Origin of the sequence: Mycobacterium sherrisii (assembly GCF_002102355.1) — a bacterium.
In the GTDB taxonomy this organism is placed as follows: Bacteria; Actinomycetota; Actinomycetes; order Mycobacteriales; family Mycobacteriaceae; genus Mycobacterium; species Mycobacterium sherrisii.
In genome coordinates, this window is sequence record NZ_LQPT01000082.1 from 95,710 (window position 1) to 122,061 (window position 26,352).

Genomic DNA, 26,352 nt, shown 5'->3' on the forward strand with positions numbered 1-26,352 from the left:
CCTCAGGGTGCGAAATTGTCAGGTGCCCGCACGGGAAGGAACGTCGGCGTATCCGAATTTCAGCGGAATTTCAGACGTGTGCCTGTCATTCTTCCTGCAGGCGGTCTCGAACGGAGACCGGGAAAGATATGGAGCGTAACCGTAGGTGGCTGACCCGACTTTAGGCCGCGAAAGCAGCGGCAATGGCAGCCGGAGGCGACTTGTGATCGTCGAGTCGCCGACGAAGGCGCGCAAACTTGCGGGCTACCTCGGCTCCACATACATCGTCGAATCCTCGCGCGGCCACATCCGTGACCTGCCGCGCGCCGCGGCCGACGTGCCCGCCAAGTACAAATCGGAGCCGTGGGCCCGGCTCGGCGTCAACGTCGACGCGGACTTCGAACCGCTCTACATCATCAGCCCGGAAAAGAAGAGCACCGTGAGCGAGCTGAAAGGCCTGCTCAAAGACGTCGACGAGCTCTACCTGGCCACGGATGGCGACCGCGAGGGCGAGGCCATCGCCTGGCACCTGATGGAAACGCTGAAACCGCGGATCCCGGTCAAGCGGATGGTGTTCCACGAGATCACCGAGCCGGCCATCCTCGAGGCCGCGCAAAATCCCCGTGACCTCGACATCGACCTGGTCGACGCGCAGGAAACCCGCCGCATCCTGGACCGGCTGTACGGCTACGAGGTCAGCCCGGTGCTGTGGAAGAAGGTCGCGCCAAAGCTGTCGGCGGGGCGGGTGCAGTCGGTGGCCACCCGCATCATCGTGCAGCGAGAGCGCGACCGGATGGCCTTCCGCAGCGCGTCGTATTGGGACATCGTCGCCCAGCTGGACGCCAGCGTCTCCGATGCGAACGCCGCGCCGCCCACCTTCGCCGCCCGGCTGACCTCCGTCGACGGTCTGCGTGTGGCCACCGGCCGTGATTTCGATTCGCTGGGCCAGTTGCGCAAGGCGGACGAGGTGGTGGTGCTCGACGAGGCCCGGGCCACCGAGTTGGCCGCGGGATTGCGCGGGGCGCAGCTGTCGGTGGCCTCGGTCGAGGAAAAGCCCTACACCCGGCGGCCGTACGCCCCGTTTATGACGTCGACATTGCAGCAGGAGGCCGGGCGCAAACTGCGCTTCTCCTCCGAGCGGACGATGAGCATCGCCCAACGGCTCTACGAAAACGGCTACATCACCTACATGCGTACCGACTCGACCACGCTGTCGCAGTCGGCGATCAACGCCGCCCGCAATCAGGCACGCCAGCTCTACGGCGACGAGTACGTGTCCCCGTCGCCGCGCCAGTACACCCGCAAAGTCAAAAACGCCCAGGAGGCCCACGAGGCGATCCGGCCGGCGGGCGAGACGTTCGCCACCCCCGACGCGGTGCGCCGCGAACTCGACGGCGACGAATTCCGCCTCTACGAGCTGATCTGGCAGCGCACGGTGGCCTCGCAGATGGCCGACGCCCGCGGCACCACGCTGAGCCTGCGCATCAACGGCGCCGCCGGCGACCGGCAAGTGGTGTTCTCGGCCAGTGGCCGCACCATCACCTTCGCCGGCTTCCTCAAGGCCTACGTCGAGACCGTCGACGAGTTGGCCGGCGGTGAGGCCGACGACGCCGAAAGCCGGTTGCCGCAACTGACACAGGGCCAGCGGCTGGACGTCCTGGAGCTGACCCCGGACGGCCACTCGACCAACCCGCCCGCCCGCTACACCGAGGCGTCGCTGGTCAAGGCGCTCGAGGAGCTAGGCATCGGCCGGCCGTCGACGTACTCGTCGATCATCAAGACCATTCAGGACCGCGGCTATGTGCACAAGAAGGGCAGCGCGCTGGTCCCGTCCTGGGTGGCGTTCGCCGTAACCGGTTTGCTGGAACAGCATTTCGGCCGCCTGGTCGACTACGACTTCACCGCCGCGATGGAAGACGAACTCGACGCGATCGCCTCGGGACAGGAACGACGCACCGACTGGCTCAACAACTTCTACTTCGGCGGCGAGCACGGGGTGGCCGACTCGGTGGCCCGCTCCGGCGGCCTGAAGAAACTCGTCGGCGTCAACCTGGAAGGCATCGACGCTCGAGAAGTCAACTCCATCAAGCTCTTTGACGACGATCAGGGTCGGCCGGTCTACGTGCGGGTAGGCAAGAACGGGCCCTATCTGGAACGCATGGTGACCGGCGAAGACGGCGAGCCCAAGCCGCAGCGGGCCAATCTCAACGATTCCCTGACCCCAGACGAGCTGACACTCGAGGTCGCCGAACAGCTTTTCGCCACGCCGCAGGAGGGTCGCTCGCTGGGCGTGGATCCCGAGACCGGGCACGAAATCGTGGCCAAGGACGGGCGATACGGGCCGTATGTGACCGAGGTGCTGCCGGAGCCGCCGCCGGAGGACGGCCCCGATGGTGGCAATGCCGCCCCGGCGAAGAAGGGCAAGAAGCCCACCGGCCCCAAACCTCGCACCGGCTCGTTGCTGCGCACCATGGACCTGCAGACCGTCACCCTCGAGGATGCGCTCAAGCTGCTGTCGCTGCCCCGGGTGGTCGGCGTCGATCCACAGACCGGTGAGGAGATCACCGCGCAGAACGGACGGTATGGCCCATACCTGAAGCGCGGCAGCGACTCTCGTTCGTTGGCGACCGAAGAGCAGATGTTCACGATCACCCTCGACGAGGCGCTGAAGATCTACGCGGAGCCGAAGCGCCGCGGCCGGCAGAGCGCCGCCGCGCCACCGCTGCGCGAGCTGGGCACCGACCCGGCGTCGGGCAAACCAATGGTGGTGAAAGACGGTCGATTTGGGCCGTATGTCACCGACGGCGAAACCAACGCGAGCCTGCGCAAGGGTGACGATGTCGCGACGATCACCGACGAGCGTGCCGCCGAACTGCTGGCCGACCGGCGGGCCAGGGGCCCGGTCAAGCGGACCGCGAAGAAGTCGACCCGCAAGGCCCCGGCGAAAAAGGCCGTCAAGCGCAGCTAGCGCGCCGGTCACATGATTTCGCTGGACACTTCCTCGGAAGCATAGTGCCGTTTCGAAACCGTCTCGGGTGCAGCTAGATTCAGCGGCCGGGCCAGCTGGGTGGGCGCGGTGCGACCGCGCAGTTCCACGACTTCGCCGACGTCCCAGCACAGGGCCTCGGCATCCAGGGCACCGCTGACGGCGATCGCCGACGCCAACACGTGCCCGGCCTCGAGCTTGGCCAGCTCGGTCAACCGCGCCGCCTCGTTGACCGGGTCGCCGATCACGGTGTACTCGAAGCGCGCTTGGGCGCCGATGTGCCCCGCGATGGCCCGTCCCGACGACACTCCAATGCCGAACTCGGCGGCGCCGATCACCGGCAGCAGTTCGTCGTGCAGCTCCCGGGCGGCCGCCAGCGCGCCCCCGGAGGCGTCCGGGTGCTCGATGGGCGCGCCGAAGATCGCCAGCGCGGCGTCACCCTGGAACTTGTTGACGAAGCCGCCGTGGCGGCCGACGGTGTCGACGACCACCCGGAAGAACTCGTTGAGCAGGTGGACCACCTCGGCGGGCGGGCGGGTCGCGGCCAGCTGGGTGGAGCCGACCAGGTCGACGAAGAGCACCGCGACGTCGCGTTCCTGGCCGCCCAGCTCGGTGCCACGCTCCAGCGCGCGGCGGGCCACGTCTTCACCGACGTAGCGGCCGAACAGATCGCGCAGCCGTTGCCGCTCGGACAGGTCGCGGACCATGTCGTTGAATCCGGCCTGCAGCAGGCCCAGTTCGCTGGCGTCGTAGATCTGCATGTGCGCGTTGTAGTTGCCGCGCTGGACCTCTGAGAGCGCCCAGCGCAGCTGACGCAGCGGGTCGGCGATCGACATGGCCACCAGCAGGGTGCTGATCAGCCCGACGCCCAGCGCGGTCAGCGCCAGCAACAGGATCGGGTTGAACAGGCTCTCCGGCGCCGCGTGCAGCAGCGACGCCTTGTCGGCCACGACCGCGAGCACAATCGCCAGCAGCGGCACCGCGGTGGACAGCATCCAGGTCAGGATCTGGCGCAGGATGACGCCGGGTGCCTTGACGTTCTCCGGCACCCCACTGCGCAGGGCCGCCACCGCCACCGGCCGCAACACCCGTTCGGACTGCAGGTAGCCGATGATCGCGGTGGCCGCCGCTCCCAGCGCGGTGGCCACCGTCACCACGGGGGCAGCGAACTTGGCCACCGACCAACTGGCGACGACGAATACCACCCCGCCGATGCACCAGTACACGACGGTGCTCAGGGTCCGGTAGTACGGCATGCGCAGCGCCCGGCTGCGCGCGAGTTCGGTGGCGGCGGGATCGGTTTCGGCGAGCATGTTGTCGCGCCGCTGCCAGCGGAATACCGGCATCAGCAGCTTGAGGTTGACCACGACGCCGACCAGGAACAGCACGACCAGAGAGCACGCGAAGATCGCCAAGTTGAGGGTTGGCAGATCCTGCAGTTGAATACGGTCCTCGGGGGGCAGGCCGTAACGCAGAAAGCCGAGCACGAACAGCGCGCCGATGATGTCGGCCTGCAGCATGCTCAGCGAAAACAGCGGCCACGGAGTGCGCACCACCCACCGGACGAATGCGCTGATTCGCCCGGGAAGTGCACCTGACGTTGCCACCAACCCACCGTATCGGTCAGTGGGGACTACTCGGTAACCCCAAATTGATTCGGCAAGTCGCCGGATGCTGGCAAAACAGCACCAAAGATCACGGAAATGTCGCGATCCGGTATCCGCGCGATAGCCGTCGGTCCGTCTCACTAGTGTTGCCGATGATGTCCGGTGTGTTTACGCGGCTGGTAGGCCAGGAAGCCGTCGAAGCGGAACTGCTCGGGGCCGCCCGCGCCGCCCGCCGTGATCCCGCTCACAATGACGCCGATCACGGGACTATGACACATGCCTGGCTCGTCACCGGCCCTCCCGGGTCGGGTCGCTCAATCGCCGCGTTGTGCTTCGCCGCGGCGCTGCAGTGCACCGCGCCCGCCGAGGACGGCGGTCCCGGGTGCGGGCGGTGTCGGGCCTGCTCGACGACGATGGCGGGCACCCACGCCGACGTCCGGCGGGTGATTCCCGAAGGCTTGTCGATCGGCGTCGACGAGATGCGCGGCATCGTGCAGATCGCGTCGCGCCGCCCGACCACCGGGCACTGGCAGATCGTGGTGATCGAAGACGCCGACCGGTTGACCGAGGGCGCCGCCAACGCGTTGCTGAAGGTCGTCGAGGAACCGCCGCCGTCGACGGTGTTTTTGTTGTGCGCGCCGTCGGTTGATCCCGAGGACATCGCGGTCACGCTGCGTTCCCGGTGCCGGCACGTCGCGCTGGTGACGCCGTCCACCGACGCGATTGCCCGGGTGTTGATCGACAGCGACGGCCTGCCTGCCGACACGGCCGCCTGGGCGGCGTCGGTCAGCGGTGGTCACGTCGGGCGGGCGCGCCGGCTGGCGACCGACCCGGAGGCTCGTGAGCGCCGCGAGCGGGCACTGGGGTTGGTGCGCGACGCCGCCACACCGTCGCGGGCCTACGCCGCCGCCGAAGAGCTGGTGGCCGCGGCCGAAACCGAGGCCGTCGTGCTGACCGCCGATCGGGCCGAGGCCGAGACCGAGGAACTGCGGACGGCGTTGGGGGCCGGGGGCACCGGCAAGGGCACCGCGGGGACGATGCGCGGCGCCACCGGCGCGATCAAGGACCTCGAGCGACGGCAGAAGTCGCGCCAGACCCGGGCCTCGCGTGATGCGCTGGACCGGGCGCTGATTGATTTGGCCACGTACTTCCGGGACGCGCTGGTGGTCTCGGCGCACGCCGACGGGGTGCGGGCCAACCACCCGGACATGGCCGAAAGGGTGGCCGCGCTGGCCGCGCACGCCGCGCCGGAACGGCTGCTGCGCTGCATCGAAGCGGTGCTGCAGTGCCGCGAGGCGCTGGCGGTCAACGTCAAGCCCAAATTCGCCGTCGACGCGATGGTGGCCACCATCGGGCAGGAACTGCGCGATTGAAAGCCGAAGACGATGCCACGGTGCCTAACGGCGGCGCGATCCGAAGTTGGGGGCGCGCCCCCGCCTGCCGTAGACTCGTGCCGCCCGGCGCGAGGGTATGCCGCCTTAGCTCAGTCGGTAGAGCGATTCACTCGTAATGAATAGGTCGGGGGTTCGATTCCCCCAGGCGGCTCCAAAATTTCGTGCGCCTCGCGGTGAGTTCGGTCACCGTTCACGCGTTTCGGGCAGTCGTTCCGGTTCGGCAGCGTTGCAGCCTGCGTCACCGACTGGGTGACTCGACTGCGAGCGAGGCTGACATGGACAAGCAAACCCGCTTCCCGATCGGGGAGGCAATCTGGATCACCGTCGGCATCGTGCTGATGTTCGCTTTCGGTGATGCCTTCGTGCTGTCGGCTCTCGCGATGGCGGCCGCGACCATGGTCGCGGCATGGTGGGCGTACCGCAAGGTCGAGCACGAGCCCAAACCCGCTGGTAGTTCCGCGGCGCCGGCGACACTGCGCGGACCCGGCGCCGCGTAGGACCAGCCGCGGATGCGGTTTCCGGCATCGCTTGGCCGGGTAGGTCACAGCGGTGACCACCGCCGAACAGCCGCCGCCCGAGGGTGACGAACAGCCCCCACAAGCCGCCCAAAGCAAGGACGCACCGACCCACGAGACCGCCGACGGCGACGAGGACGGCCCCACCGCCTAGTTGCGAACCGGCGGCAACCATCTAGACCGGCGCCAGGAAGCCGACGGGACCGGACGCTATGCACAGCGCCAGCGCGGTCGTGTCGGCGCGGACGGTCATTGCGTCGCCCGCTCCCGGCAGCCGGGCGAACACGCGATTGAGGCCGGGGTGCACCGGCACCTTGACGGCCGGCCCCTCCGAAAGCGCCACGGTCATCGATCCCTCGCTATTGGCCAGGTAATTGAGTTCGACCGTCCAGTCGGCGGGCAGCAGCGGACCGTCGAGGGCCATCCGCGCGGGCTTGTCGGGTTGCGCGAAGTAGCCGCAGTGCGGCATCGGCCCGGGCCGGATGGTGCGAACCCAGGTGACCCGCGCCGGGATCAGCCGGCCGGCACTGTCGAACATTCGCAATTGTGTTGTTGCCGTTGCGAATTCGGGCCTACCCCGCAGTAAGGCGAACAGATGGCTGGCCAAGTTCTCCGGGTAGACCACCCGTTGCAAGATCAGCGGATCGACCTCCTGATCCAGGATCGGCGCGGACGAATCGGCATGGGTGGCAGCCAAACTCGTCTGCGCGTTACGTAAGTACGCCTTGGTGGGGTTGTCGCGCCAGCTGCTCAGGAACGTCGCGGTCGAATACATGCTGCTGATTACGAAGAGCGCGGCGAGGCCCGTCGTCACCAGCGCGCGCTTACCCGACGCGTCCAGCCAGCGCGCAGCCGTCGGCCGGTTCGGCGCGCCCAGGCCCACCGCGGCCAACAGCGCCAGGACAACGACGAGATCCGGCAGATAGCGCAGGGTTTGGGCAAGCTCCAGCGCGGTCAGCTTCGACGAGCGCATCAGATAGATCGGCACCTGGCAGGCCACCGCGTAACCGGCGGCGGTCAACCAGACCGCGCCGATGCGCTGTTTACGGATTAGCGAGAGCGCCAGCACCCCGGCCAGCGCCAGCCAGCCCAGCACCATCGCAGCCGGCGGGGGAGTGGCCCACGGCGAAGCCGGGGCCCAGCGGTCCCAATGCCACGGCCCGCCAACCAATCCCGGCACGATGCCGTGGGTGATGGACCGGGCCAGCAGGTCTGCCGTCATCGTTAGGTCGGAACTCCATCGACGCTGATTGACCACGGCCAGATACAGCGCCACCCAGCCGACCGTCAGCACTAACGATGCGGTCCACAACCGGACGCCGGCACGCCAGGCCGTCGCCAGCGCCGCCGGTTGGCCGGCCACGTGGTACAGCAACGCCACCACCGCGAAGGCGACGAACGGGATCACCGCCGCCTTTTCGAAAAACAGCAGCCCGCCCAGGTAAACCAGCGCGCCGGTGAGCGCGTACCGCTGGTTGCCGGTACGCACCAGCAGCACCGCGTCGGCGCACACCCAGGCCAGCGCTGCCTGCATTGGCAGGGTGTTCAACGCCGCCGCCCACCAGGCGAACCCGGGCACGCCCAACGGGGTGAACAGCGCGAACGTCAACGGGATCAGCAACACGCGGCGCCAGCCGAGCAGCACGTACAGCGCGCGCAGCAGCGCCGCCGAGGCCAGCAGCTGCAGCACCACCAGGCTGATCGCGGGTCCGGTCCAGTCCAGCGGGGCGAGCCGGGTCAACGCGCCCGCGATCAGGAAGGCCGCCGGCATCACGTGGCCGTCGTGATCGTCGAACAGGTACGACGGCGCCAGCAAGCCCTCGGACCCGGCCTTGCCGATCAGGATCAGGTCGTCCCAGTAGAAGTAGCCGCCGAACGCCAGCACCGCCCGGATCGCCAGCTGCACCGCGATCAGCGCGGCCGCCGCGACGGCGACCCGCGGAATCCGGGTCGGGACGGCGGGCATGGTTATTTCTTACCGGTCGGTATGGTGGGGCCGATGCGCGCACTGGTCACCGGGGCAGCCGGGTTCATCGGGTCCACGCTGGTCGACCGCCTGCTGACGGACGGGCACTCGGTCGTGAGCGTGGACAACTTCGCGACGGGCAAGGCGACCAACCTCGAGCATCTGGCCGACGACGTGGCCCACGACTTCATCGAGGCCGACATCGTGACCGCCGACCTGGCCGCGATCCTCGAGGAGCATCGACCCGAGGTGGTGTTCCATCTGGCGGCGCAGATCGACGTCCGGCATTCGGTGGCCGACCCGCAATTCGATGCCTCCGTCAACGTCATCGGCACGATCAGGCTGGCCGAGGCCGCGCGCCGAGCCGGTGTGCGCAAGATCGTGCACACCTCGTCGGGCGGGTCCATCTACGGCACCCCGCCGCAGTACCCCACGCCCGAGACCGTGCCCACCGATCCGACGTCGCCGTACGCCGCGGGCAAGGTGGCCGGCGAGATCTACCTGAACACGTTTCGCAACCTGTACGGCCTGGACTGCACGCACATCGCTCCGGCCAACGTCTACGGCCCGCGGCAAGACCCGCACGGCGAGGCCGGTGTGGTGGCGATCTTCGCCCAGGCCTTGCTGTCGGGCAAACCCACCAAGGTGTTCGGTGACGGCAGCAAGACCCGCGACTACGTGTTCGTTGACGACGTGGTGGACGCGTTCGTCAGGGCCGCCGGCGGGGTGGGCGGCGGCCAGCGGTTTAACATCGGCACCGGGATCGAGACCTCCGACCGGCAATTGCACACGGCGGTGGCCAAGGCCGTCGGCGGGCCGGACGACCCGGAGTTCCACCCGGATCGGCTCGGCGATCTGAGGCGTTCCTGCCTCGACATCAGTTCCGCGGCAGAAGTTTTGGGTTGGCGTCCGCGGGTTCAGCTGGCCGAGGGAGTGCGCCGCACCGTCGAGTACTTCCGCCGGGCGCAGGCCGGCTAGCGCGGCTCGGGCGCCTGGGCGCTTTCCAGCGCGACGGCGCGGGCCAACCGCGCATAGCGTAATTCCAGGTCCTTGAACCGCATGTAGGTGCTCAGTGTGGTGAAACTGAACGCCATCACCAGCGCATAGAGCATCAGGTCGGTGCCGCGGCGCACGCCGAACCAGTTCGCGATCACGGTGGTGTCGTCGGGGCGCAGCACGGCGTAGATGCCGGCGAGCACGAACAGCACGTAGCCGACCTTGACCCACGCCTTGGACCGCGAGCTCCTGCGCGACCGCAGCAGATACACCAGCAGCGCCATGATCGAGCCGATCAGTAATACCTGGATCCAGTTCATCGTCGAGTCCTTCTCATCTCGGGCTCATCTCGGGATCCGGCTGCGCAGGAACCCGTCGAAAATAATGTTGACGCCGTTGAGCAGCGGCTGGCCCTTGGATCGCGAGTATTCGGTGTACAACACCTCGACCGGTTGTTCGGCCACCCGCCAATGGTTTTCGGCGACGAGCATGATGATTTCGTTGGCGTGGCTCATGCCGCTCATGGTGATGTCGAGCCCGTCGGCCACCGTCTTGTTGAACACCCGCAGCCCGTTGTTGGTGTCGGTCAGGCCAAGCCGGCGGCCGCGCCGGCTCAACCGCGCGGCGGTCTGCAGCACGAGCCGCTTGAGCAACGGCGGGCGGGTGGTCTCCTGCCCGCCGAATCGCGTGCCGATGATGATGTCGACGTCTTCGGTGGTGAGCCGGTCGATCATCGTGGCCACGTCCTTGACACGGTGCTGCCCGTCGGCGTCGAAGGTCGCGAACAGCTGCGCGCCGGGCTGCTTGCGGGCGTACTCGACGCCGGTCTGGATGGCCGCTCCCTGGCCGAGGTTGACCGGGTGGCGCACCAGATGGGCGCCGGCCCGGCGGGCCAGTTCGCCGGTGTCGTCGGTGCTGCCGTCGTCGACGCACACGACGTTGTCGAAGACCGAGCGCACATCGGCGATCACCTCGCCGATGACGGTGGCTTCGTTGAAGGCGGGAATGACGATCCAGGCGCCGGGGTAGTGCGTTTCGATGCTCACCAGGTTAGTCAGGGTTAGCCGGTTAGGTGCTCGGCACGCGCCAGGGCCAAGAGGTGTACTGCGATTCCCACCAGCGGACCACAGCACAGGGCGACCACGGTCCGGGTCTCCAGCGGCAACGGCAGCAGCAGCAAGACCGCGGACGCCACCGTTGCGCCGACCCAACCGAGTGCGTACGCGCGGTGCAGCGCGGCGGCGACCGTCGCCGCGCCGGTGAGGGTCAGCATTGCGATCGACACCGCCGCGCCGGTCAGCCATGCCAGCAGGGCGCTGCTGGCGTCGTATTGCGATCCGAACGCCACCCGTAACAGCCACGGTCCGAGCAGCCCGGCGGCGATCACCCCGACCGCGCCGATGCCGCCGATGAGCGCGGCCGGCGCGAGCAGCGCGCGCAGCCGGTTGCGGCGTTCGTCGACGAAGTGCGCGATCAGGTTGCCCTGCATCGCGGTCAGCGGCACCAGCAGCGGCGCCCGGGTCAGCGTCACCGCCAAAATGATCACACCGCCTTGTGCGCCAAGCTCATTCGACGTCAACTTGAGCAGCACCGGGAATCCCATCACCAGGATCGCGCTCGCCCCGGCGGCGGTGATCGAATGCGCGGTGCCCCGCAGGAACGTCATGGTGTCGCCCGGCGTGAGCAGGCGGGCCGCCGCGCGGGCGCCGGGCGCGGCCAGCAGGATGATCAGCCAGGCGACCGCACCGGCCACGGTCGCCCACAGGTACCCGGTCAGGCCCCAGCCGAGCACAAACGTCGTGGTCGCGACCGCCACCCGCATGACCGCGTCGGTCACCATCAATGCGCCGTACTGGCTCCACCGGTCGGTCCCGGCCAACATGCCCAGCAGCGTGGCGTGTACACAGAAACCGGCCAGCCCGATGGCCAGCAGGGCCACCGACAGCCAGCGCTCCTGGACGAACACCCGCCCGCTCCACAGTGGTGAGCTGCCAGCGATGACGACGGCCGCCGCGACGCCGACCAGCGCCGCCACCCGCAGCGGATGGTTGCGCGGTCCGCCCAGGAATGCTGCCGCCGCGGGGGACCGGGTGGCGCGGACCTCCCGCGTCGTCTCCTGCAGTAGGCCGAAGGCGGCCCCGGTGGCCAGGCCGAACGCGCCCCAGAACACGCCGAACACCGAGAAACCGCCCGGGGCCAGGTCGCGGGCGGCCAGATAGATGACGGCGTAGCCGCATACCGCGGTCAGCACGGTCGCGATAGCCACCCGAGCCACGCTGCCGCGCGCGATCGGTCCCTGGGACGGTCCCGCGGCCGGGGCAGCACCCAGGGGCGCCGCCGCGCCGCCGACTTCGGTCACCGAGACGGCGCCTTCGGCAGATCCCCGCTTCGCGCCGCCGCTATCGCCACAATCTGAAAATACTAAGTGCGCGCCGGCAGGGGCTGGCGGTGACGACCAGCTACGCCCTAATGTGGGCGCCTGTCAGGAAGGATCCATGGCAGCCGCTCGCATCTTCGGGATTTCGCTGATAGTCACCTTGGCGGCCCTGATCCTCGGGTTCCTCCACGGCGGGTTCGACGCCCTGTACCTGCTGGTCGTCCTCGGTGTTCTCGAGGTGTCGCTGTCCTTCGACAACGCGGTGATCAACGCGACCGTGCTGAAGCGGATGAGCCCGTTCTGGCGGCAGATGTTTTTGACCATCGGGATCCTGATCGCCGTCTTCGGTATGCGGCTGCTGTTCCCCTTGCTCATCGTGTGGGCCACCGCCGGCGTCGACCCGGTGCGCGCGCTGGAGTTGGCGGCCGAGCCGCCCCCGCACGGCGCGCTGGAATTCCCGGACGGGTCGCCCAGCTACGAGAAGCTCGTCACCTCAGCGCACCCGCAGATCGCCGCGTTCGGCGGCCTGTTCTTGCTGATGCTGTTTCTGGATTTCCTCTTCAACGACCGAGATATCAAGTGGCTCAAGTGGATTGAGGTACCGTTCGCCCGGGTCGGGCGTCTTGCCGAAGTGTCGGTGGTGGTCGCGGCCGCCGCGCTCGTCGTGGTCGGCACGCAGCTGACCCACTCCAGCGACGAGCGCGCGACGGTGTTGACGGCCGGGCTGCTGGGCCTGGTGAGCTACCTGATCGTCAACAGCCTGAGCCAGGCGTTCCGGCCCGCGGGCATCGACGACGACAACGATCCGACGGAGGCGCCCGTGCTGGCCACGGGCCGGGCCGGGCTGACCCTGTTCGTCTACCTGGAGGTGCTCGACGCGGCCTTCTCGTTCGACGGGGTCACCGGCGCCTTCGCGATCACCTCGGACCCGATCGTCATCGCCCTGGGGCTCGGGCTGATCGGCTCGATGTTCGTCCGGTCGATCACGATCTATCTGGTCCAGCAGCAGACCTTGGACCGCTTCGTGTACCTCGAACACGGCGCACACTGGGCGATCGGCGCGTTGTCGGTGATCATGCTGCTGTCGATCGAGGAGCGGTACCGGATCCACGAAGTCGTGACCGCCTCGGTAGGCGTGGTCGTCATCGGCGCGGCGCTCGGGTGGAGCGTGCTGTGCAACCGCCGCGCCGCCGCGGCCGACTGACCCGTGGGGCGGTTAGTGCCCGGCTTCCTTGAAGCGCGCGAAGGAGCGCTCCACCTCGGCCTCGGCCTCGGCGCGGCCGACCCAGTCCGCCGCCTTGACGTACTTGCCGGGCTCGAGCGCCTTGTATTGCGAGAAGAAGTGTTTGATGACGTCCAACTCGTAGGCCGGAACATCGCCGATGTCCTGGATGTGGTCCCACCGGTAATCTCCGGCCGGCACGCACAACACCTTGTCGTCCCCGCCGGCCTCATCGACCATCTTGAACATGCCCACGGGGCGCGCCTCGACCAGCACACCGGGGAACACCGACTCGGGCAGCAGCAACAACACGTCCAGCGGGTCGCCGTCTTCACCGAGGCTGTTCTCGATGAAGCCGTAGTCGGTGGGGTAGGCCATCGACGTGTAGAGGTAACGGTCGAGCTTCACCCGACCGGTCTCGTGATCGACTTCGTACTTGTTCCGTTGGCCTTTCGGAATCTCGATGACCACGTCGAATTGCACTGTCGGAAGCTCCTTTGAAGAAAAGTCCATCGGGGTGGCCCCGGGGGGCCCAGGTTCGTCGCGGATCAACCCTAGTCGAGCGCGATTTCCCAGATTCGGCAGAATGGGACCAAACAGTCAGGAGAGTGATGGGTCCTACTCGCTGGCGGAAATCCACTCAGGTGTTGATCGGATTGGCCGTGCTGGCGTTCGTCGCCGCCGTGGTGGCCGCCGCAACGTTCTTCACCATGGGTGGGCACGGCAGTGGCGCCACTCACGCTCCCGTACCGCCGCCCCGTCCGCCGATCCTGAAGCCGGGTGTCGTGCCCGTTGCCGACAACGCCGAGACGCCGTCGCCCGCCGCGCTGGCGGCCGTGCTGGCGCCCGTGGTGGCCGATCCGAATCTGGGCCGGTTCGGCGGCCGGATCACCGATGCGCTCACCGGCAACCAGCTGTGGCAGGTGGCCGACGACCTGCCGCTGGTCCCGGCGTCGACGAACAAGGTGCTGACCGCGGCCGCGGCACTGCTGACGCTGGATCGGCAGGCCCGTATCAGCACCCGGGTGGTGGCCGGCAGCCCGAACGCGCAGGGGCCGGTCGTGCTGGTCGGCTCGGGCGATCCGACGCTGTCCGCGGCGCCGCCCGACGTTCCCACCTGGTACCGCGGCGCGGCCCGGATCGGTGATTTGGTGGAGCAGATCCATCGCAGCGGCATGACGCCGACGGCTGTGCAGGTGGACATCTCGGCGTTTTCCGGTCCGACGATGGCGCAGGGCTGGGACCCGGCCGACATCGACAACGGGGACATCGCGCCGATCGAGCCGGTGATGATTGACTGCGGGCGTATCCAGCCCACCACCGTCAACTCGCGGCGCTCCAAGACACCGGCGCTGGACGCCGGACGCGAGCTGGCGAAGGCGCTGGGGCTGGACCCGGCCGCGGTGACCATCGGGACGGCGCCGTCCGGGGCGCGGCAGCTGGCGGTGGTGCAATCCGCGCCGCTGGTACAGCGGCTCGGCGAGATGATGGACCACTCCGACAATGTGCTGGCCGAATCCATCGGGCGTGAGGTGGCGGCGGCAATCAACCGGCCGCGCAGCTTCGCCGGCGCGGTCGACGCGGTGACCAACAGGTTGAACACCGCGCACGTCGACACCGGCGGCGCCACACTGCTGGACTCCAGCGGACTTTCCGTCGACGACCGCCTGACCGCCCGCACGCTCGACGGGACGGTGCAGGCGGCCGCCGGGCCGGACCAGCCGTCGCTGCGCGCGCTGCTGGATCTGCTGCCGATCGCCGGCGGCAGCGGGACACTGGCCGACCGCTTCCTCGACCAGGCCACCAATCAGGGCCCGGCCGGCTGGTTGCGTGCCAAAACCGGATCGTTGACCGCCATCAACTCGCTGGTCGGGGTGCTCACCGACCGCAGTGGGCGAGTGCTCACGTTCGCGTTCATCTCCAACGCCGCGGGCCCCAACGGGCGCAACGCGATGGACGCGGTGGCCGCCCGGCTGTGGACGTGCGGGTGCACATGACGCAGTCGTCCGAGCTGACCCTGGGTACCGCCGTCGATTGGGGCTTCGCCGCCACCGTCGGCGTCCGGTTGGCCCGGCCCGGTCCACCGGCCAGCGATTACACCCGCCGCCAGGTCATCGAGGAGCTGGCAAGTTCGGCGACGAAGGCCGATCCGCTGGTGCGTGACGTCACCGGGTTGGCCACCGGCGGCGAAGTACCGGCGGCGCGCGTCGTGGACCGCCGGGAGTGGGTTCGCGCGGCGGCGCACTCGATGCGGTTGATGACCAACGGCACCGAAACGCCGCGCGGCTTGGTGACCGGCCGGGTCACGGGTGCGCAGACCGGAGCGGTGCTGGCGTTCGTGGCGTCCGGCATCCTCGGCCAGTACGACCCGTTCGCCGCCGACAAAGAGGGTTGCTTGCTGCTGGTCTACCCCAACGTCATCGCGGTCGAGCGGCAGCTGCGGGTGCCGCCGGCCGATTTCCGGCTGTGGGTGTGCCTGCACGAGGTGACGCATCGCGTGCAATTCACCGCCAATCCGTGGCTGCCCGATTACATGTCGGACGCGCTGGCGGTGCTGACCCGCGACGCGGGTGACAACATCGGCGAGGTGACGAGCCGGCTGGCCGACTACGTGCGCAATCGCGCTCTGGGCGGGCCCGAATCCGACGGCGGCCCGACCGGGATCGTCGGGCTGGTACGCGCCGTCCAGTCCGAGCCGCAGCGCCAGGCGCTGGATCAGCTGCTGATGCTGGGCACTTTGCTGGAAGGACATGCCGAGCACGTGATGGACGCCGTCGGGCCCAAGGCCGTGCCGTCGGTGGCCACCATCCGCGGCCGATTCGACGACCGGCGGCAACGCAAGCAACCGCCGCTGCACCGGCTGCTGCGCGCCCTGCTCGGCCTCGACGCCAAGCTCAGCCAGTACACCCGCGGCAAGGCCTTCGTCGACGAGGTCGTGGCCCGGGTCGGCATGGCGCGGTTCAACGCGATCTGGTCGGGCCCCGAGACATTGCCGCTGACCGCCGAAATCGAAGAGCCCCAGCGATGGATCGACAGGGTCCTGTAGGACAGCTGCGCGCGGCTGTCGAGGCGTTCACCAACACCCATCGGCTCGACGGGGACCACTGGTCGGTGGCGCTGTCCGGTGGAGCCGACTCCCTTGCCCTCACCGCTGTGGCGGCCCCGCTGCGGGCGACCACCGCGCTGATCGTGGATCACGGCCTGCAGGCCGAGTCAGCCGCCGTCGCCGAAACCGCACGTGCCCAAGCGATCGCGTTGGGATGCGTTGCCGCACAAGTGATTCCCGTTGACGTCGGTCCCGCCAGACCGGCCGGGGGTCCCGAGGCCGCGGCGCGCACCGCCCGCTACGGCGCCTTGCGTGCGGCCCGGTGCGGCCCGGTGCTGTTAGCCCACACCCTCGACGACCAAGCCGAGACGGTACTGCTCGGGTTGGGCCGCGGTTCCGGGCCCCGCTCCATCGCCGGGATGCGCCCGCACGATCCGCCGTGGTGCCGGCCGCTGCTCGGGATCCGGCGCGCCACCACCCACGCCGCCTGCCGGGAGCTGGGCTTGACCGCCTGGCAGGACCCGCACAACACCGACCGCCGCTTCACCCGAACCCGGCTGCGGCTCGAGGTGCTGCCGCTGCTCGAGGAGGTGCTGGGCGGCGGCGTGGCCGAGGCGCTGGCCCGCACCGCGACCGCACTGCGCGAGGACACGGATTTCATCGACGAGCTGGCGGCCGCGGCACTGCCCGGCGTCACGGCGGGTTCCGGGCTGCACGCGGCCCCGCTGGCCGACCTGGCCGAGCCGGTGCGGCGGCGGGTCATCCGGGCCTGGCTGCTGGCCGGCGGCGCCGCCGGGCTCACCGACAAGCAGATCCGCGGCGTCGACCGGCTGATTACGGCGTGGCGCGGCCAGGGCGGCGTGGCGGTCGGTTCCGACGTGCCGCGCGAGCGGCTGATCGCGGGGCGGCGCGACGGTGTGCTCGTCCTGCGCCGTGAACCTGTGTGAATTGCCCTAAATTGTCGGCGCCGTTGGTTGTTCGGCGGCCGACGTGGCACGCTGTGGGGCGTGGCCCAGATCTCCTCGGCGGTAACGCCTGAGCAGCCCGTGGACCTGTATCCGGGGGATATCAAGTCCGTGCTGCTCACCACGGAGCAGATCCAGGCGCGCATCGGCGAACTCGGCGAGCAGATCGGCAACGACTACGCCGCGGCGCAGAGCGACCAGGATCTGCTGTTGATTACCGTGCTCAAGGGCGCGGTCATCTTTGTCACCGACCTGGCTCGCGCGATCCCGCTGCCGACGCAGTTCGAGTTCATGGCCGTCAGTTCCTACGGCTCCTCGACGTCGTCGTCGGGTGTGGTGCGCATTCTCAAAGACCTGGACCGCGACATCAACGATCGCGATGTGCTGATCGTCGAGGACATCGTGGACTCCGGCCTGACGTTGTCCTGGCTGCTGCGAAACCTCAAGACTCGACGTCCCCGCTCGCTGCGGGTGTGCACGCTGCTGCGCAAGCCCGACGCGCTGCGCGCCAACACCGACATCGCCTATGTCGGCTTCGACATCCCTAACGAGTTCGTGGTCGGTTATGGCTTGGACTACGACGAGCGCTACCGCGACCTGTCCTACATCGGCACGCTGGACCCGCGGATCTACGAGCAATAGAGCCGAGTTCACGCGTCGGGGTAGGCGGTGATCGCCAAGAACCGGATCGGCAGGCGCACCAATTGATGCGGGCCATGCAGCGTCTCGCCGTCGAGCAACAACGTGTCGCCCGGGCGCAGCGTGTATTCGGCGTCGCCGTGGCCGTAGACCATCACGCCTTCGAGCATGTAGAGGACCTCGGTGCCGGGATGTTGAAACTGCGGAAAGACTTCGCTGGCTTCGGTCAGGGTCACCAGCACCGGTTCGAGCCGCTTGTGCGGGCCCCGCAGTGCTCCTAGCAGTTCGTAGTGGTGTCCCACCCGGGTGCCGCGGCCGATGATCGTCGAGCCGCGCCCGTTCTCGGTGTAGACCGCGTCGTGTCCGGTGTCGGCGCCGCGGAACAGCACGGTCACCGGGACGTCCAGGCCCGCCGCCAGCCTGGCCAGCGTGGAAAGACTGCACGACGTTTGCGCGTTCTCGATCTTGGACAGCATGGCCTTGGAGATTCCGACCCGGCCGGCCATGTCGGCGATCGACAGCCCGGCCGCCCGCCGCAGGCCGCGGACCTGGCGGGCGATGGCCTTCTCCAGGTCGTTTCCGGTCAGCGCCTCAGCTACCACTTCGCGCTGGACCGGCGCCGGATCGCCGCTGTCGCGGACGACCGTGGGTTCGCGCTCCTCCACGGCGCGCGAGTCTAACAGAAACGTTTCCTGTGAGGAAACACTTGTGGAGGAGTCTCGCCGGATTGTGGGGCCTGGCGGGATCATAGCGTTCACTATGACGAATCTTCATTTCACCTAATGAAACACCCAATTGATGTGTTGGCAACATTCGACCGGTTTCCTCGTAGAACGAGATAGTCGCGATAAGTCACGCTGAGGGAGAACCGGGATGCCCGCCACCGTTGACCTGGTCACGCTCTGTCAGGAGACCGACACCACATTCGTGCTGGCATTGTTCGTCGACCTCAACGGCAAGCCGTGCGCCAAGCTGGTACCCGTCGCCGCCGTCGACGCACTCAGCACCGACGGCGTGGGGTTCGCCGGATACGCCGTAGGAGCGATCGGCCAAACGCCGAAAGATCCCGACCTGATCGCCATTCCCGACCCGGCGTCGTTCACGCCGATCCCGTTCGTCAAACCGGGCCTCGCGCTCGTGCACTGCGACCCCTACGTGCTGGGCAGGCCCTGGCCGTTTGCGCCGCGCAACATTCTCAAGGCGGTGCTGCGCCAGGTCAGCGACGCCGGGTTCGACGCCTGGGTGGGGGCCGAGGTCGAGTACTTCTTGCTCAAGAAGAACCCCGACGGCAGCCTGACCACCGCCGACGGCGCCGACACCGCCCCACGGCCCTGTTACGACGCGCGCGCCGTCACCCGCATGTATGACCACTTGACCTCGATCAGCGACGCGATGAACGCGCTGGGCTGGGGCAACTACGCCAACGACCACGAGGACGGCAACGGGCAATTCGAGCAGAACTTCAAGTTCGCCGAGGCCCTGACCACCGCCGACCGGGTGGTCACCCTGCGCTATCTGGTGTCGGTGCTGGCCGCCGAGCGCGGCATGATCGCCACGTTCATGCCCAAACCATTCGCCGACCGCACCGGCAGCGGCCTGCATCTGCACCTGTCGTTGACCAGTGCCGGCGCGGCGGTGTTTCCCGGTGTCGAGGACGAGCGCGGGCTCGGGCTTTCGGAGACCGCGTACGGCTTCGTGGGCGGCATCCTCGATCATGCTGCCGCGCTGCAGGCCCTGATCGCACCAACCGTCAACTCCTACAAGCGAACTAGAGCGCTGTCCACCGCCTCGGGAGCGTCCTGGGCGCCGCGCACGCCCACCTACGGCGGAAACGACCGGACCCACTATGTCCGGGTGCCCGACAACCAGCGCATCGAGCTGCGCGGCGGCGACGGCTCGGCCAACCCCTACCTGGCCGTAGCGGCGGCCCTGGGTGCCGGCCTGGACGGCATCAAACGCAGCACCGACCCCGGTGCCATCGGCACGCTCGCCGCCACCCGGCCGGCGCTCCCGCTGACCTTGTTGCACGCCGTGGAGCAGCTGGAATCCGATGCGGTGCTCGCCGGTGTCCTCGATGCGGCACTGCCACCGGGCGAGCGGGGCGAAAACCCAACAGTGTCAGACTATTACGCGGCGCTCAAGCGCGAGGAGTTCTTCGCCTGGCACTCCGCGATCAGCCCCTGGGAAATCGATACCTACCTGGCCGCCTTCTAGCGGCCGCCGTCACCAGACGAGGACTCACCAGACGAAGGACTCACCATAATGTGCGGCATCATCGGGTTGCACCTGCGCAACCCCGATCTGTATGCACGGCTGGGCGCGCTGCTCGCCGTGATGCTCGGCGAGATGGAAGACCGTGGTGCCGATTCGGCCGGCGTCGCGGTCTACGGCGACCCGGCGTGGTCACCGAGCGGGCAGGGTTGCGTCAGCCTCATCGGCGTCACCAGGGACGCCTCAAGTGCTGCGGCCGAAGTCGGCGCCGAACTTGGCCGGCCCGTCGACGCGGTCTTTGTCGCCGACACCCTGTTACTGCGCGGGGCGGCGCCGCCGTCGGCGGTGCTCGAGGCGGCCCGTGCCGTGTTCGCGGACGCGGTGATCGCCGGCTTCGGCCAGGATTTCGCGGTGCTCAAAGGAGTTGGGCGGCCGCGGGATCTGGTGCAGCGCTGGGGCTTGACCGCCGCGCAGGGCTGGCAGGGTGTCGGCCACACCCGGATGGCCACCGAGTCGGCGGTGAACCCGTCGGGTTGTCACCCGTACGCGGTGGGGCCAAATCAATGCCTGGTGCACAACGGGTCGTTCGCCAACCACGCCAGCATCCGCCGGGACTTGCAAAGGGGCGGAGTGCACTTCGATTCCGAAAACGACAGCGAGGTGGGCGCGCGCTTCGTTGCCCAACAGCTCGCCGACGGGCGGGACATCGAGACCGCGCTCAAGGCGCTGTGCGCCAGCTTCGACGGCTTCTACACGCTGCTGGTGTCCGACCGCAATTCGTTCGCGGTCGTCCGGGACGCCATCGCGTGCAAGCCCGCGGTGATCGCCGAAACCGACGATTGGGTCGCGATGGCCAGTGAATACCGTGCGCTTGCCCAATTGCCCGGCGTCGAGCGCGCCCGTGTCTGGGAACCTCAGCCCGAGGTGGTCTACGCATGGACCAGGTGAGTACCGAGTTCGATCTGGGCCGGACGCCGCTGCGCGAGGTGAACGCCGCGCTGCATGCACCAGAGGTGTTCGGCCACTTCGTGATCCGAAATCCCGCGGGCGCGCACAACATCGCCGTCGGCCTCAACGCGCCGGTGCAGGTGACCATCGACGGACATGTCGGTTATTACGCCGCGGGGATGAACCAGCAGGCCGAGGTGGTCATCGCCGGCAACGCGGGCACCGGTGTCGCCGAGAACATGATGAGCGGCACGGTCTGGGTCAACGGTGACGCCTCCCAGTCGGCGGGTGCCACCGCCCACGGCGGGTTGCTGGTCATCGAGGGCAATGCCGCTGCGCGGTGCGGTATTTCGATGAAGGGCGCCGACATCGTGGTGGGCGGGGACGTCGGTCACATGAGCGCGTTCATGGCCCAAGCCGGCAGGTTGGTGGTGCGCGGCGACGCCGGGGAGGCGCTCGGTGACTCGATCTACGAGGCTCGGATTTATGTGCGCGGCAACGTCGCCTCGTTGGGTGCCGACTGTGTGCCCAAGCAGATGACCGACGAGCACCACGCCGAGCTGGCCGCCCTACTCAAGGCCGCGGGATTCCAGGACGACCAAACCAGCGAGTACACCCGCTACGGTTCGGCACGCTCCCTGTACCACTTCCATGTCGACAATGCGGGTGCCTACTGATGACTTCGATCCGGCCGGGCTACGAAACCAGCAGCGATTCGCGCGCGCAACGGGGACTGCGGGAATCCGCGACCTTCGACCGCACCACCATCGCGGCGATACAGCGAGCGGCGGAGACGGGGATTTACGACATTCGCGGTTGGGGCGCCAAGCGGGCGCTTCCACACTTCGACGATCTGCTGTTTTTAGGGGCGTCGATGTCACGCTATCCGCTGGAGGGCTACCGCGAGCGGTGCGGAACCGACGTGGTGCTGGGCGACCGCCATGCCAAACAGGCGCTGCACCTGGCCATTCCGATCACCATCGCCGGAATGAGCTTCGGCGCCCTGTCCGCACAGGCGAAAGAAGCACTCGGCCGGGGCGCCAGCGAGGTCGGTACCTCGACCACCACCGGCGACGGCGGTATGACGCCGGAGGAGCGCGGCCACAGCAAACAGCTGGTCTATCAATACCTGCCGTCGCGGTACGGGATGAACCCCGACGACATGCGCAGGGCCGACGCCATCGAGGTGGTGCTGGGGCAAGGCGCCAAACCCGGTGGCGGCGGAATGCTGTTGGGACAGAAGATCTCTGACCGCGTCGCGGCGATGCGCACGCTGCCGGTCGGCATCGACCAACGCAGCGCCTGCCGGCATCCGGACTGGACCGGTCCCGACGACCTCACCATCAAGATCAACGAGCTGCGCGAGATCACCGACTGGGAAAAGCCCATCTACGTCAAACTCGGCGCGACCCGCACCTATTACGACGTCAAACTGGCCGTCCACGCCGGCGCCGACGTGGTGGTGGTCGACGGCATGCAGGGCGGCACCGCCGCCACCCAGGAGGTGTTCATCGAGCATGTGGGGATCCCCACGCTGGCCGCCATCCCGCAGGCCGTGCAGGCCCTGCAGGAACTCGGGGTGCACCGGAAGGTCCAGCTCGTGGTCTCCGGCGGCATTCGCAGCGGCGCCGACGTGGCCAAGGCGCTCGCGTTGGGCGCCGATGCCGTCGCCATCGGCACGGCCGCGCTGATTGCGCTGGGCGACAACCATCCCCGCTACGCCGCCGAGTACGAGGAGCTCGGCAGCGCGGCGGGTTTCTACGACGACTTCCAAGACGGCCGCGATCCGGCGGGCATCAGCACCCAGGACCCCGAGCTGGCGGCCCGGTTCGATCCGGTTGCGGGGGGCCGGCGGTTGGCCAACTACCTGCGGGTGCTGACCATGGAGGCCCAGACCATCGCCCGGGCCTGCGGGAAGGCGCACGTGTGTCATCTCGAGCCCGAGGATCTGGTGGCTGTCACCATCGAGGCGGCCGCCATGGCCCGAGTGCCGCTGGCCGGCACCGGGTGGATCCCCGGGATCGCGGGTGGGCGATGAGCGCTGAAACCGCCGATGTCCTCATTGTGGGCGGCGGTCTCGAGGGCGCCGCGGCGGCCTGGGCGCTGAGCCAGCGAGGCGTCACCGATGTCGTTGTCGCCGAACGCGATACCGTCGGCTCGGGCATGACCGGGAAGTCCAGCGGTATCGTGCGCTGTCACTACGGGGTGAGCTCGCTGGCAGCCATGGCCGCGGTCGGTGTTGAGGTGTTCGAGAAGGCCGAGGAACTCTTCGGCTCCGACATCGGTTTCCGCCAGACCGGCTACGTGGTCGGGGTGAGCGACGCTAACGCGGACAACATGCGTAAAAGCCTTGCCGCCCAGCGCGAGATCGGGGTGCAGACCGAAGAGATCGGCAGGTCCGAGGTTGCTCGGCTGTGGCCGTACGCCGACCTGGAGCCGTTCGGCGCGTTCGGCTTCGAGGCGCGCGGCGGCTACGGCGATGCCTATCGGACCGCCCAGGCGATGATGCTGACCGCTCGTGCCACCGGGACACGGCTGCGGCAGGGCGCCCGGGTGCTGCGGCTGCTGGTAGCCGGCGACCGTATCTCGGGGGCGGTGTTGGCAGATGGCGCCGAGATCCATGCCGGCACCGTGGTCGTGGCCACCGGTGCGTGGACGCCGGCGTTGCTGGCTCCCCATGGCATCGCCGTCCCCATCACCGTGCACCGCGAGCAGATCGTGATGGTGTCGCCCGGCGTCGATCTGGGACCGGTACCGGTGTTCTCCGATTTGGTGTCGCTGCAATACGTTCGGCCGGAGATCGGCGGAGACATCCTGTTCGGCAACTCCGATCTGGCCGCACTAGACGTCGCCGACCCGGACCGATACCTCAACCGCGCCGATGCGGCTTTTCTGGAGCTGGCCGCCGAGAAAATCAGCACCCGGTTCCCCGGCCTGGGCGACGCCTCGATCAGCGGCAGCTACGCCGGGTGTTACGACGTCACCCCGGACTGGAACCCGGTGATCTCGCGCTGCGCTGTGGCGGGCTTGATCGTCGCCGCCGGGTTCAGTGGGCACGGTTTCAAGATTTCTCCGGCGGTCGGGCGGCTGGTCGCCGACCTCGTCGTCGACGGGCACTCCAGCGACCCACGCATTCCCGAATCCGACTTCCGGTTATCGCGGTTTGCCGAAGGGGAGCTGCTCACCAGCCGATTCCCGTACCTGGGCGCGGGCGAGATGCGCTGAGCGCTGGCCGGTTCGGCTAGTCCAGTTGCCATGCGGCGGTCACCGAGAAGCTCACCGTCTGCTGGCCGGGCTCCAGCGGCACCGGGGTCGCCATGGCCTTCGGTGCCGGCGGGCCCCCGGGCGCGGGTGGGCCGATGGCCTCCGAAATGGACAAGACCGTGCCCAGCCGCAGGCCGGACAGCTGAGCGTACTGGTCGGCACGGTTCTTGGCGTCGTTGAATGCCCGCGCGCGGGCATCCTTGACCAGTTGCGAATCGTCGGCGATCGAGTAGCTGACCGAACTGATCCGGGTGGCATCGCCGCCGGTGTTGACGATCAGTGCGAGCAGGCGCGATGCCGCGTCCGTCGGGTGGATCTTGACCCGAATGGAGTTGGTGGCACGGTAGCCGGTGATGACGGGTTCGGGACTGCCGTACTGGGGTTGCAGGGTCACCTGGGTGGTGCTGATGTCCCTACGGTCGACGCCGGCACCGATGAGCGCGTTGATGACGGCCTGCTGGCGGTCATTGGTCTGATTCATCGCCACGGTCACGTCCGGTGCGTCGAATTCGATGCCGACGTCGGCGGTCAACGTGTCCGGCACTCCTTGCACCTGTCCCGAACCGGTGACGGTCACCTGGCGCGGATGCTCGCCCGGCGGCGCCGCCGCAGGGTGGGAATCGCACGCCGTTGCCGTGGTCACGGTCAAACCGGCCACGGCAACGGCAATCGAGCAGCGTAGGAGAAGTCCAGCGCGTTGTTCGATGGCCATGCCAGGCACCCTAGCCGCTGGCCGGCTCGCTACTCCAGGATTTGTCCGACATTGCCTGGCCGACGCCGTCTTCACCGGGCGGATAATTGCGAATCAGACTGTGCGCGAGTGTGTTTGAGATCGCCGCCAGTGTCAACAGCTGAAAAATGACGACGGCAAGGGGCAGGTCTACGGCAATCGTCGCCCAGATGAGCGTGGGAGCAAAGACCGGCGCGATCATCACCCCGACGACCATGCCGACCACGCGCAGCGCCCCGTGCCGGTTCGCGTGCGCGGTCATCGCCGTCGCCAGAGCCGCACGGGCAGCGCGGTCAGTCCGTGCATCAGGGTGCTGTTGCGGTATCGCAGGATAACGTTGCCGTCCAACGTGATTCGCTCGAATCGATCGAGCAGCCGTCCGATCGCGATCTCCCCCTCCAGGCGGGCCAGCGGCGCTCCCAGACAGTGATGGATGCCGTGCCCGAACGCGAGATGCGGGTTGGGAGTCCTGGCCACGTCGAGGACATCCGGATTTTCGAACTGTCGTTCGTCGTGGTTGGCACCGAGCAGCGCGATCAGCACCAGTTGCCCCGCGGGAATCTCTATTTCACCCAGGCGAATCGGTGCGGTGCTATACCGCATGGTTGCCGTGTTGAGCGGGCTTTCGAACCGGAGGAACTCTTCTACCGCAACGGGCAGTAGGCGCGGGTCGGCGCGCAGTGTCGCAAGCTGAGATGGGTTGTGCAGCAAGGCGAATATCCCGTTGCCGATCAGGTTCACCGTGGTCTCGTAGCCCGCCAGAATCAGCAGATACGCGGTCGCCAGCAACTCTTCCCGGGAAAGTCGGTCCACGGGAGCGTTGACCAATGCGCTGAGCAGATCATCGGTGGGCAGCGTGCGCTTGCCCTCGATCAACCCGGTCAGCAATTCGATCAACGCGTTCTCGGCGTTGGTCAGTTCAGCGGGGTCGGTGCTGGTGAGCAAGGGTTCGCAGAGCAGGCGAAAGCGGTCGCGAGCAGCGGGCGGCACCCCCAGTAACGTGCCGATGACCCCCAGCGGCAGCCGGATGGCGTACGCCTGCATCAAGTCCACCACCGCGCCGCCGTCGGCGGCTCGGGCAACAGCATCGAGCAACTCGTCGGCGATACCGACGATGTCGGGGCGCATCCGGCGCACACTGCCGGCGGTGAACTCCTTCGTCAGCAGTTTGCGCAGCCGGGTGTGATCGGGCGGGTCCTGTTGCAGCATATGGCTATTCAGTGCTGGCGTGTACGGAGCGTGGTCACCGGGCGGGAGGAACTCGGCCAGCCCCCACCAGTCCTTGCTCAATCGTGGGTCGGCCAGCATGGCCCGCGCCTCGGTGTAGCGGGTGATCAGCCACGCCTGCGTCGCACCCCAAATCGCGACGCGGTGGGCCGGGGCCTCGGCATTGAGCCGACGGTAGTAGGCACGCGGGTCCTGAATGAATGCCCGGCCCAACCGCACTGGACTATCCGGCGTCGCGGGATGCGCACCGATCCAAGCTGGATCTAGGGTCATATCTCGA

25 protein-coding genes and 1 tRNA gene are annotated in these 26,352 nt (G+C 68.2%); 15 read left to right on the forward strand and 11 right to left on the reverse strand.

Annotation, left to right across the window (positions count from 1 at the left end; genetic code table 11):
• The first annotated feature begins 145 nt into the window (after positions 1-145).
• Entirely contained in the window at positions 146-2,947 is a 2,802-nt protein-coding gene (gene topA, locus AWC25_RS16545) for a type I DNA topoisomerase (RefSeq protein ID WP_069400778.1), read from the forward strand.
• 8 nt (positions 2,948-2,955) lie between these two features.
• Here the strand turns inward: topA and AWC25_RS16550 are convergent, their stop codons facing one another.
• Positions 2,956-4,617, reverse strand: a complete 1,662-nt coding sequence (locus AWC25_RS16550; protein ID WP_372513432.1) for an adenylate/guanylate cyclase domain-containing protein — start codon at positions 4,615-4,617, stop codon at positions 2,956-2,958.
• 95 nt (positions 4,618-4,712) lie between these two features.
• Complete coding sequence (locus AWC25_RS27700) at positions 4,713-4,835, reverse strand: hypothetical protein (RefSeq protein ID WP_280523410.1); 123 nt, start codon at positions 4,833-4,835, stop codon at positions 4,713-4,715.
• Between AWC25_RS27700 and AWC25_RS16555 the strand changes: the two genes are divergently transcribed.
• The 3 genes from AWC25_RS16555 (at position 4,779) to AWC25_RS16565 (ending at position 6,463) form a co-directional block, all read left to right on the forward strand.
• On the forward strand, positions 4,779-5,945 hold the full coding sequence (locus AWC25_RS16555; protein ID WP_244899531.1) for a DNA polymerase III subunit delta': 1,167 nt from the start codon (positions 4,779-4,781) through the stop codon (positions 5,943-5,945). The two genes, AWC25_RS27700 and AWC25_RS16555, sit on opposite strands and share 57 nt — an antisense overlap.
• Positions 5,946-6,044: 99 nt before the next feature.
• Positions 6,045-6,120, forward strand: a tRNA-Thr gene (locus tag AWC25_RS16560).
• Between the two features lie 121 nt (positions 6,121-6,241).
• Positions 6,242-6,463: a hypothetical protein gene (locus AWC25_RS16565; RefSeq protein WP_069400780.1), complete on the forward strand. Its 222-nt coding sequence runs from the start codon at positions 6,242-6,244 to the stop codon at positions 6,461-6,463.
• Positions 6,464-6,656: 193 nt separating this feature from the next.
• Here the strand turns inward: AWC25_RS16565 and AWC25_RS16570 are convergent, their stop codons facing one another.
• Entirely contained in the window at positions 6,657-8,447 is a 1,791-nt protein-coding gene (locus AWC25_RS16570) for a hypothetical protein (RefSeq protein ID WP_142278884.1), read from the reverse strand.
• A 33-nt stretch (positions 8,448-8,480) separates the two neighbouring features.
• Between AWC25_RS16570 and AWC25_RS16575 the strand changes: the two genes are divergently transcribed.
• Positions 8,481-9,425: an NAD-dependent epimerase/dehydratase family protein gene (locus AWC25_RS16575; protein WP_085167128.1), complete on the forward strand. Its 945-nt coding sequence runs from the start codon at positions 8,481-8,483 to the stop codon at positions 9,423-9,425.
• Here AWC25_RS16575 and AWC25_RS16580 read toward each other — a convergent pair.
• Genes AWC25_RS16580 through AWC25_RS16590 form a run of 3 tightly spaced genes read right to left on the reverse strand, consistent with a single transcriptional unit; the run spans position 9,422 to position 11,802 of the window.
• Positions 9,422-9,763, reverse strand: coding sequence for a DUF2304 domain-containing protein (locus AWC25_RS16580; protein ID WP_069400781.1), 342 nt, complete (start codon positions 9,761-9,763; stop codon positions 9,422-9,424). The two genes, AWC25_RS16575 and AWC25_RS16580, sit on opposite strands and share 4 nt — an antisense overlap.
• A 24-nt stretch (positions 9,764-9,787) precedes the next feature.
• Positions 9,788-10,489, reverse strand: a complete 702-nt coding sequence (locus AWC25_RS16585) for a glycosyltransferase family 2 protein (protein ID WP_069400782.1) — start codon at positions 10,487-10,489, stop codon at positions 9,788-9,790.
• Positions 10,490-10,503: 14 nt separating this feature from the next.
• On the reverse strand, positions 10,504-11,802 hold the full coding sequence (locus AWC25_RS16590) for a polysaccharide biosynthesis protein (protein WP_142278885.1): 1,299 nt from the start codon (positions 11,800-11,802) through the stop codon (positions 10,504-10,506).
• 136 nt (positions 11,803-11,938) lie between these two features.
• On the opposite strand from AWC25_RS16590, the gene AWC25_RS16595 reads away from it, so the two are divergent.
• Positions 11,939-13,024 carry a DUF475 domain-containing protein gene (locus AWC25_RS16595; protein ID WP_085167109.1) on the forward strand — a complete coding sequence of 362 codons (1,086 nt, stop codon included), beginning with the start codon at positions 11,939-11,941 and terminating at the stop codon, positions 13,022-13,024.
• A 12-nt stretch (positions 13,025-13,036) separates the two neighbouring features.
• Here the strand turns inward: AWC25_RS16595 and AWC25_RS16600 are convergent, their stop codons facing one another.
• Positions 13,037-13,525, reverse strand: a complete 489-nt coding sequence (locus tag AWC25_RS16600; protein ID WP_044508763.1) for an inorganic diphosphatase — start codon at positions 13,523-13,525, stop codon at positions 13,037-13,039.
• Positions 13,526-13,653: 128 nt separating this feature from the next.
• On the opposite strand from AWC25_RS16600, the gene dacB reads away from it, so the two are divergent.
• The 4 genes from dacB to hpt are packed head-to-tail and all read left to right on the forward strand — an operon-like array spanning position 13,654 to position 17,695.
• A complete protein-coding gene (gene dacB, locus AWC25_RS16605; RefSeq protein WP_142278886.1) occupies positions 13,654-15,039 on the forward strand; it encodes a D-alanyl-D-alanine carboxypeptidase/D-alanyl-D-alanine endopeptidase in 1,386 nt (461 codons plus the stop codon).
• Entirely contained in the window at positions 15,036-16,088 is a 1,053-nt protein-coding gene (locus tag AWC25_RS16610) for a zinc-dependent metalloprotease (RefSeq protein ID WP_069400833.1), read from the forward strand. Before dacB ends, AWC25_RS16610 begins: the two co-directional genes overlap by 4 nt.
• Positions 16,067-17,035, forward strand: coding sequence for a tRNA lysidine(34) synthetase TilS (gene tilS, locus AWC25_RS16615; protein ID WP_069400785.1), 969 nt, complete (start codon positions 16,067-16,069; stop codon positions 17,033-17,035). Before AWC25_RS16610 ends, tilS begins: the two co-directional genes overlap by 22 nt.
• A gap of 51 nt (positions 17,036-17,086) precedes the next feature.
• Positions 17,087-17,695: a hypoxanthine phosphoribosyltransferase gene (hpt, locus tag AWC25_RS16620; RefSeq protein ID WP_372513431.1), complete on the forward strand. Its 609-nt coding sequence runs from the start codon at positions 17,087-17,089 to the stop codon at positions 17,693-17,695.
• An 8-nt stretch (positions 17,696-17,703) separates the two neighbouring features.
• Here hpt and AWC25_RS16625 read toward each other — a convergent pair whose 3' ends face one another.
• Positions 17,704-18,357, reverse strand: a complete 654-nt coding sequence (locus AWC25_RS16625; RefSeq protein ID WP_069400787.1) for a helix-turn-helix domain-containing protein — start codon at positions 18,355-18,357, stop codon at positions 17,704-17,706.
• A gap of 208 nt (positions 18,358-18,565) precedes the next feature.
• Here AWC25_RS16625 and glnT point away from each other — a divergent pair, with 208 nt between their 5' ends.
• The 5 genes from glnT to AWC25_RS16650 are packed head-to-tail and all read left to right on the forward strand — an operon-like array spanning position 18,566 to position 24,076.
• Entirely contained in the window at positions 18,566-19,906 is a 1,341-nt protein-coding gene (gene glnT, locus AWC25_RS16630) for a type III glutamate--ammonia ligase (protein WP_069400788.1), read from the forward strand.
• A gap of 48 nt (positions 19,907-19,954) precedes the next feature.
• Positions 19,955-20,851 (forward strand): class II glutamine amidotransferase domain-containing protein, encoded by an 897-nt coding sequence (locus AWC25_RS16635; protein ID WP_069400789.1) that lies wholly within the window; start codon positions 19,955-19,957, stop codon positions 20,849-20,851.
• On the forward strand, positions 20,839-21,528 hold the full coding sequence (locus tag AWC25_RS16640; RefSeq protein WP_069400790.1) for a GltB/FmdC/FwdC-like GXGXG domain-containing protein: 690 nt from the start codon (positions 20,839-20,841) through the stop codon (positions 21,526-21,528). The genes AWC25_RS16635 and AWC25_RS16640 overlap by 13 nt, the downstream gene beginning before the upstream one ends.
• On the forward strand, positions 21,528-22,889 hold the full coding sequence (locus AWC25_RS16645) for an FMN-binding glutamate synthase family protein (protein WP_069400791.1): 1,362 nt from the start codon (positions 21,528-21,530) through the stop codon (positions 22,887-22,889). The genes AWC25_RS16640 and AWC25_RS16645 overlap by 1 nt, the downstream gene beginning before the upstream one ends.
• Positions 22,886-24,076, forward strand: a complete 1,191-nt coding sequence (locus AWC25_RS16650; protein ID WP_085167110.1) for an NAD(P)/FAD-dependent oxidoreductase — start codon at positions 22,886-22,888, stop codon at positions 24,074-24,076. The genes AWC25_RS16645 and AWC25_RS16650 overlap by 4 nt, the downstream gene beginning before the upstream one ends.
• Before the next feature lie 16 nt (positions 24,077-24,092).
• On the opposite strand, the gene AWC25_RS16655 is transcribed toward AWC25_RS16650, so the two are convergent.
• From AWC25_RS16655 to AWC25_RS16665, 3 genes are read right to left on the reverse strand one after another with little or no spacing between them, the layout of a single operon-like run.
• Positions 24,093-24,827, reverse strand: coding sequence for an SIMPL domain-containing protein (locus AWC25_RS16655; RefSeq protein ID WP_085167111.1), 735 nt, complete (start codon positions 24,825-24,827; stop codon positions 24,093-24,095).
• Positions 24,828-24,837: 10 nt separating this feature from the next.
• Entirely contained in the window at positions 24,838-25,107 is a 270-nt protein-coding gene (locus AWC25_RS16660; protein WP_069400794.1) for a hypothetical protein, read from the reverse strand.
• Positions 25,104-26,345, reverse strand: coding sequence for a cytochrome P450 family protein (locus AWC25_RS16665; protein WP_085167112.1), 1,242 nt, complete (start codon positions 26,343-26,345; stop codon positions 25,104-25,106). The genes AWC25_RS16660 and AWC25_RS16665 overlap by 4 nt, the downstream gene beginning before the upstream one ends.
• Between the last annotated feature and the right edge of the window lie 7 nt (positions 26,346-26,352).

Excerpts from the sequence above, each read along its gene's own strand:
- AWC25_RS16565 (WP_069400780.1), top strand. The coding sequence starts at position 6,242 with ATGGACAAGCAAACCCGCTTCCCGATCGGGGAGGCAATCTGGATCACC.
- AWC25_RS16570 (WP_142278884.1), bottom strand. The coding sequence starts at position 8,447 with ATGCCCGCCGTCCCGACCCGGATTCCGCGGGTCGCCGTCGCGGCGGCC.
- AWC25_RS16575 (WP_085167128.1), top strand. The coding sequence starts at position 8,481 with ATGCGCGCACTGGTCACCGGGGCAGCCGGGTTCATCGGGTCCACGCTG.
- AWC25_RS16580 (WP_069400781.1), bottom strand. The coding sequence starts at position 9,763 with ATGAACTGGATCCAGGTATTACTGATCGGCTCGATCATGGCGCTGCTG.
- AWC25_RS16595 (WP_085167109.1), top strand. The coding sequence starts at position 11,939 with ATGGCAGCCGCTCGCATCTTCGGGATTTCGCTGATAGTCACCTTGGCG.
- dacB (WP_142278886.1), top strand. The coding sequence starts at position 13,654 with ATGGGTCCTACTCGCTGGCGGAAATCCACTCAGGTGTTGATCGGATTG.
- AWC25_RS16610 (WP_069400833.1), top strand. The coding sequence starts at position 15,036 with ATGACGCAGTCGTCCGAGCTGACCCTGGGTACCGCCGTCGATTGGGGC.
- tilS (WP_069400785.1), top strand. The coding sequence starts at position 16,067 with ATGGATCGACAGGGTCCTGTAGGACAGCTGCGCGCGGCTGTCGAGGCG.
- glnT (WP_069400788.1), top strand. The coding sequence starts at position 18,566 with ATGCCCGCCACCGTTGACCTGGTCACGCTCTGTCAGGAGACCGACACC.
- AWC25_RS16635 (WP_069400789.1), top strand. The coding sequence starts at position 19,955 with ATGTGCGGCATCATCGGGTTGCACCTGCGCAACCCCGATCTGTATGCA.
- AWC25_RS16640 (WP_069400790.1), top strand. The coding sequence starts at position 20,839 with ATGGACCAGGTGAGTACCGAGTTCGATCTGGGCCGGACGCCGCTGCGC.
- AWC25_RS16645 (WP_069400791.1), top strand. The coding sequence starts at position 21,528 with ATGACTTCGATCCGGCCGGGCTACGAAACCAGCAGCGATTCGCGCGCG.
- AWC25_RS16650 (WP_085167110.1), top strand. The coding sequence starts at position 22,886 with ATGAGCGCTGAAACCGCCGATGTCCTCATTGTGGGCGGCGGTCTCGAG.
- AWC25_RS16655 (WP_085167111.1), bottom strand. The coding sequence starts at position 24,827 with ATGGCCATCGAACAACGCGCTGGACTTCTCCTACGCTGCTCGATTGCC.
- AWC25_RS16660 (WP_069400794.1), bottom strand. The coding sequence starts at position 25,107 with ATGACCGCGCACGCGAACCGGCACGGGGCGCTGCGCGTGGTCGGCATG.
- AWC25_RS16665 (WP_085167112.1), bottom strand. The coding sequence starts at position 26,345 with ATGACCCTAGATCCAGCTTGGATCGGTGCGCATCCCGCGACGCCGGAT.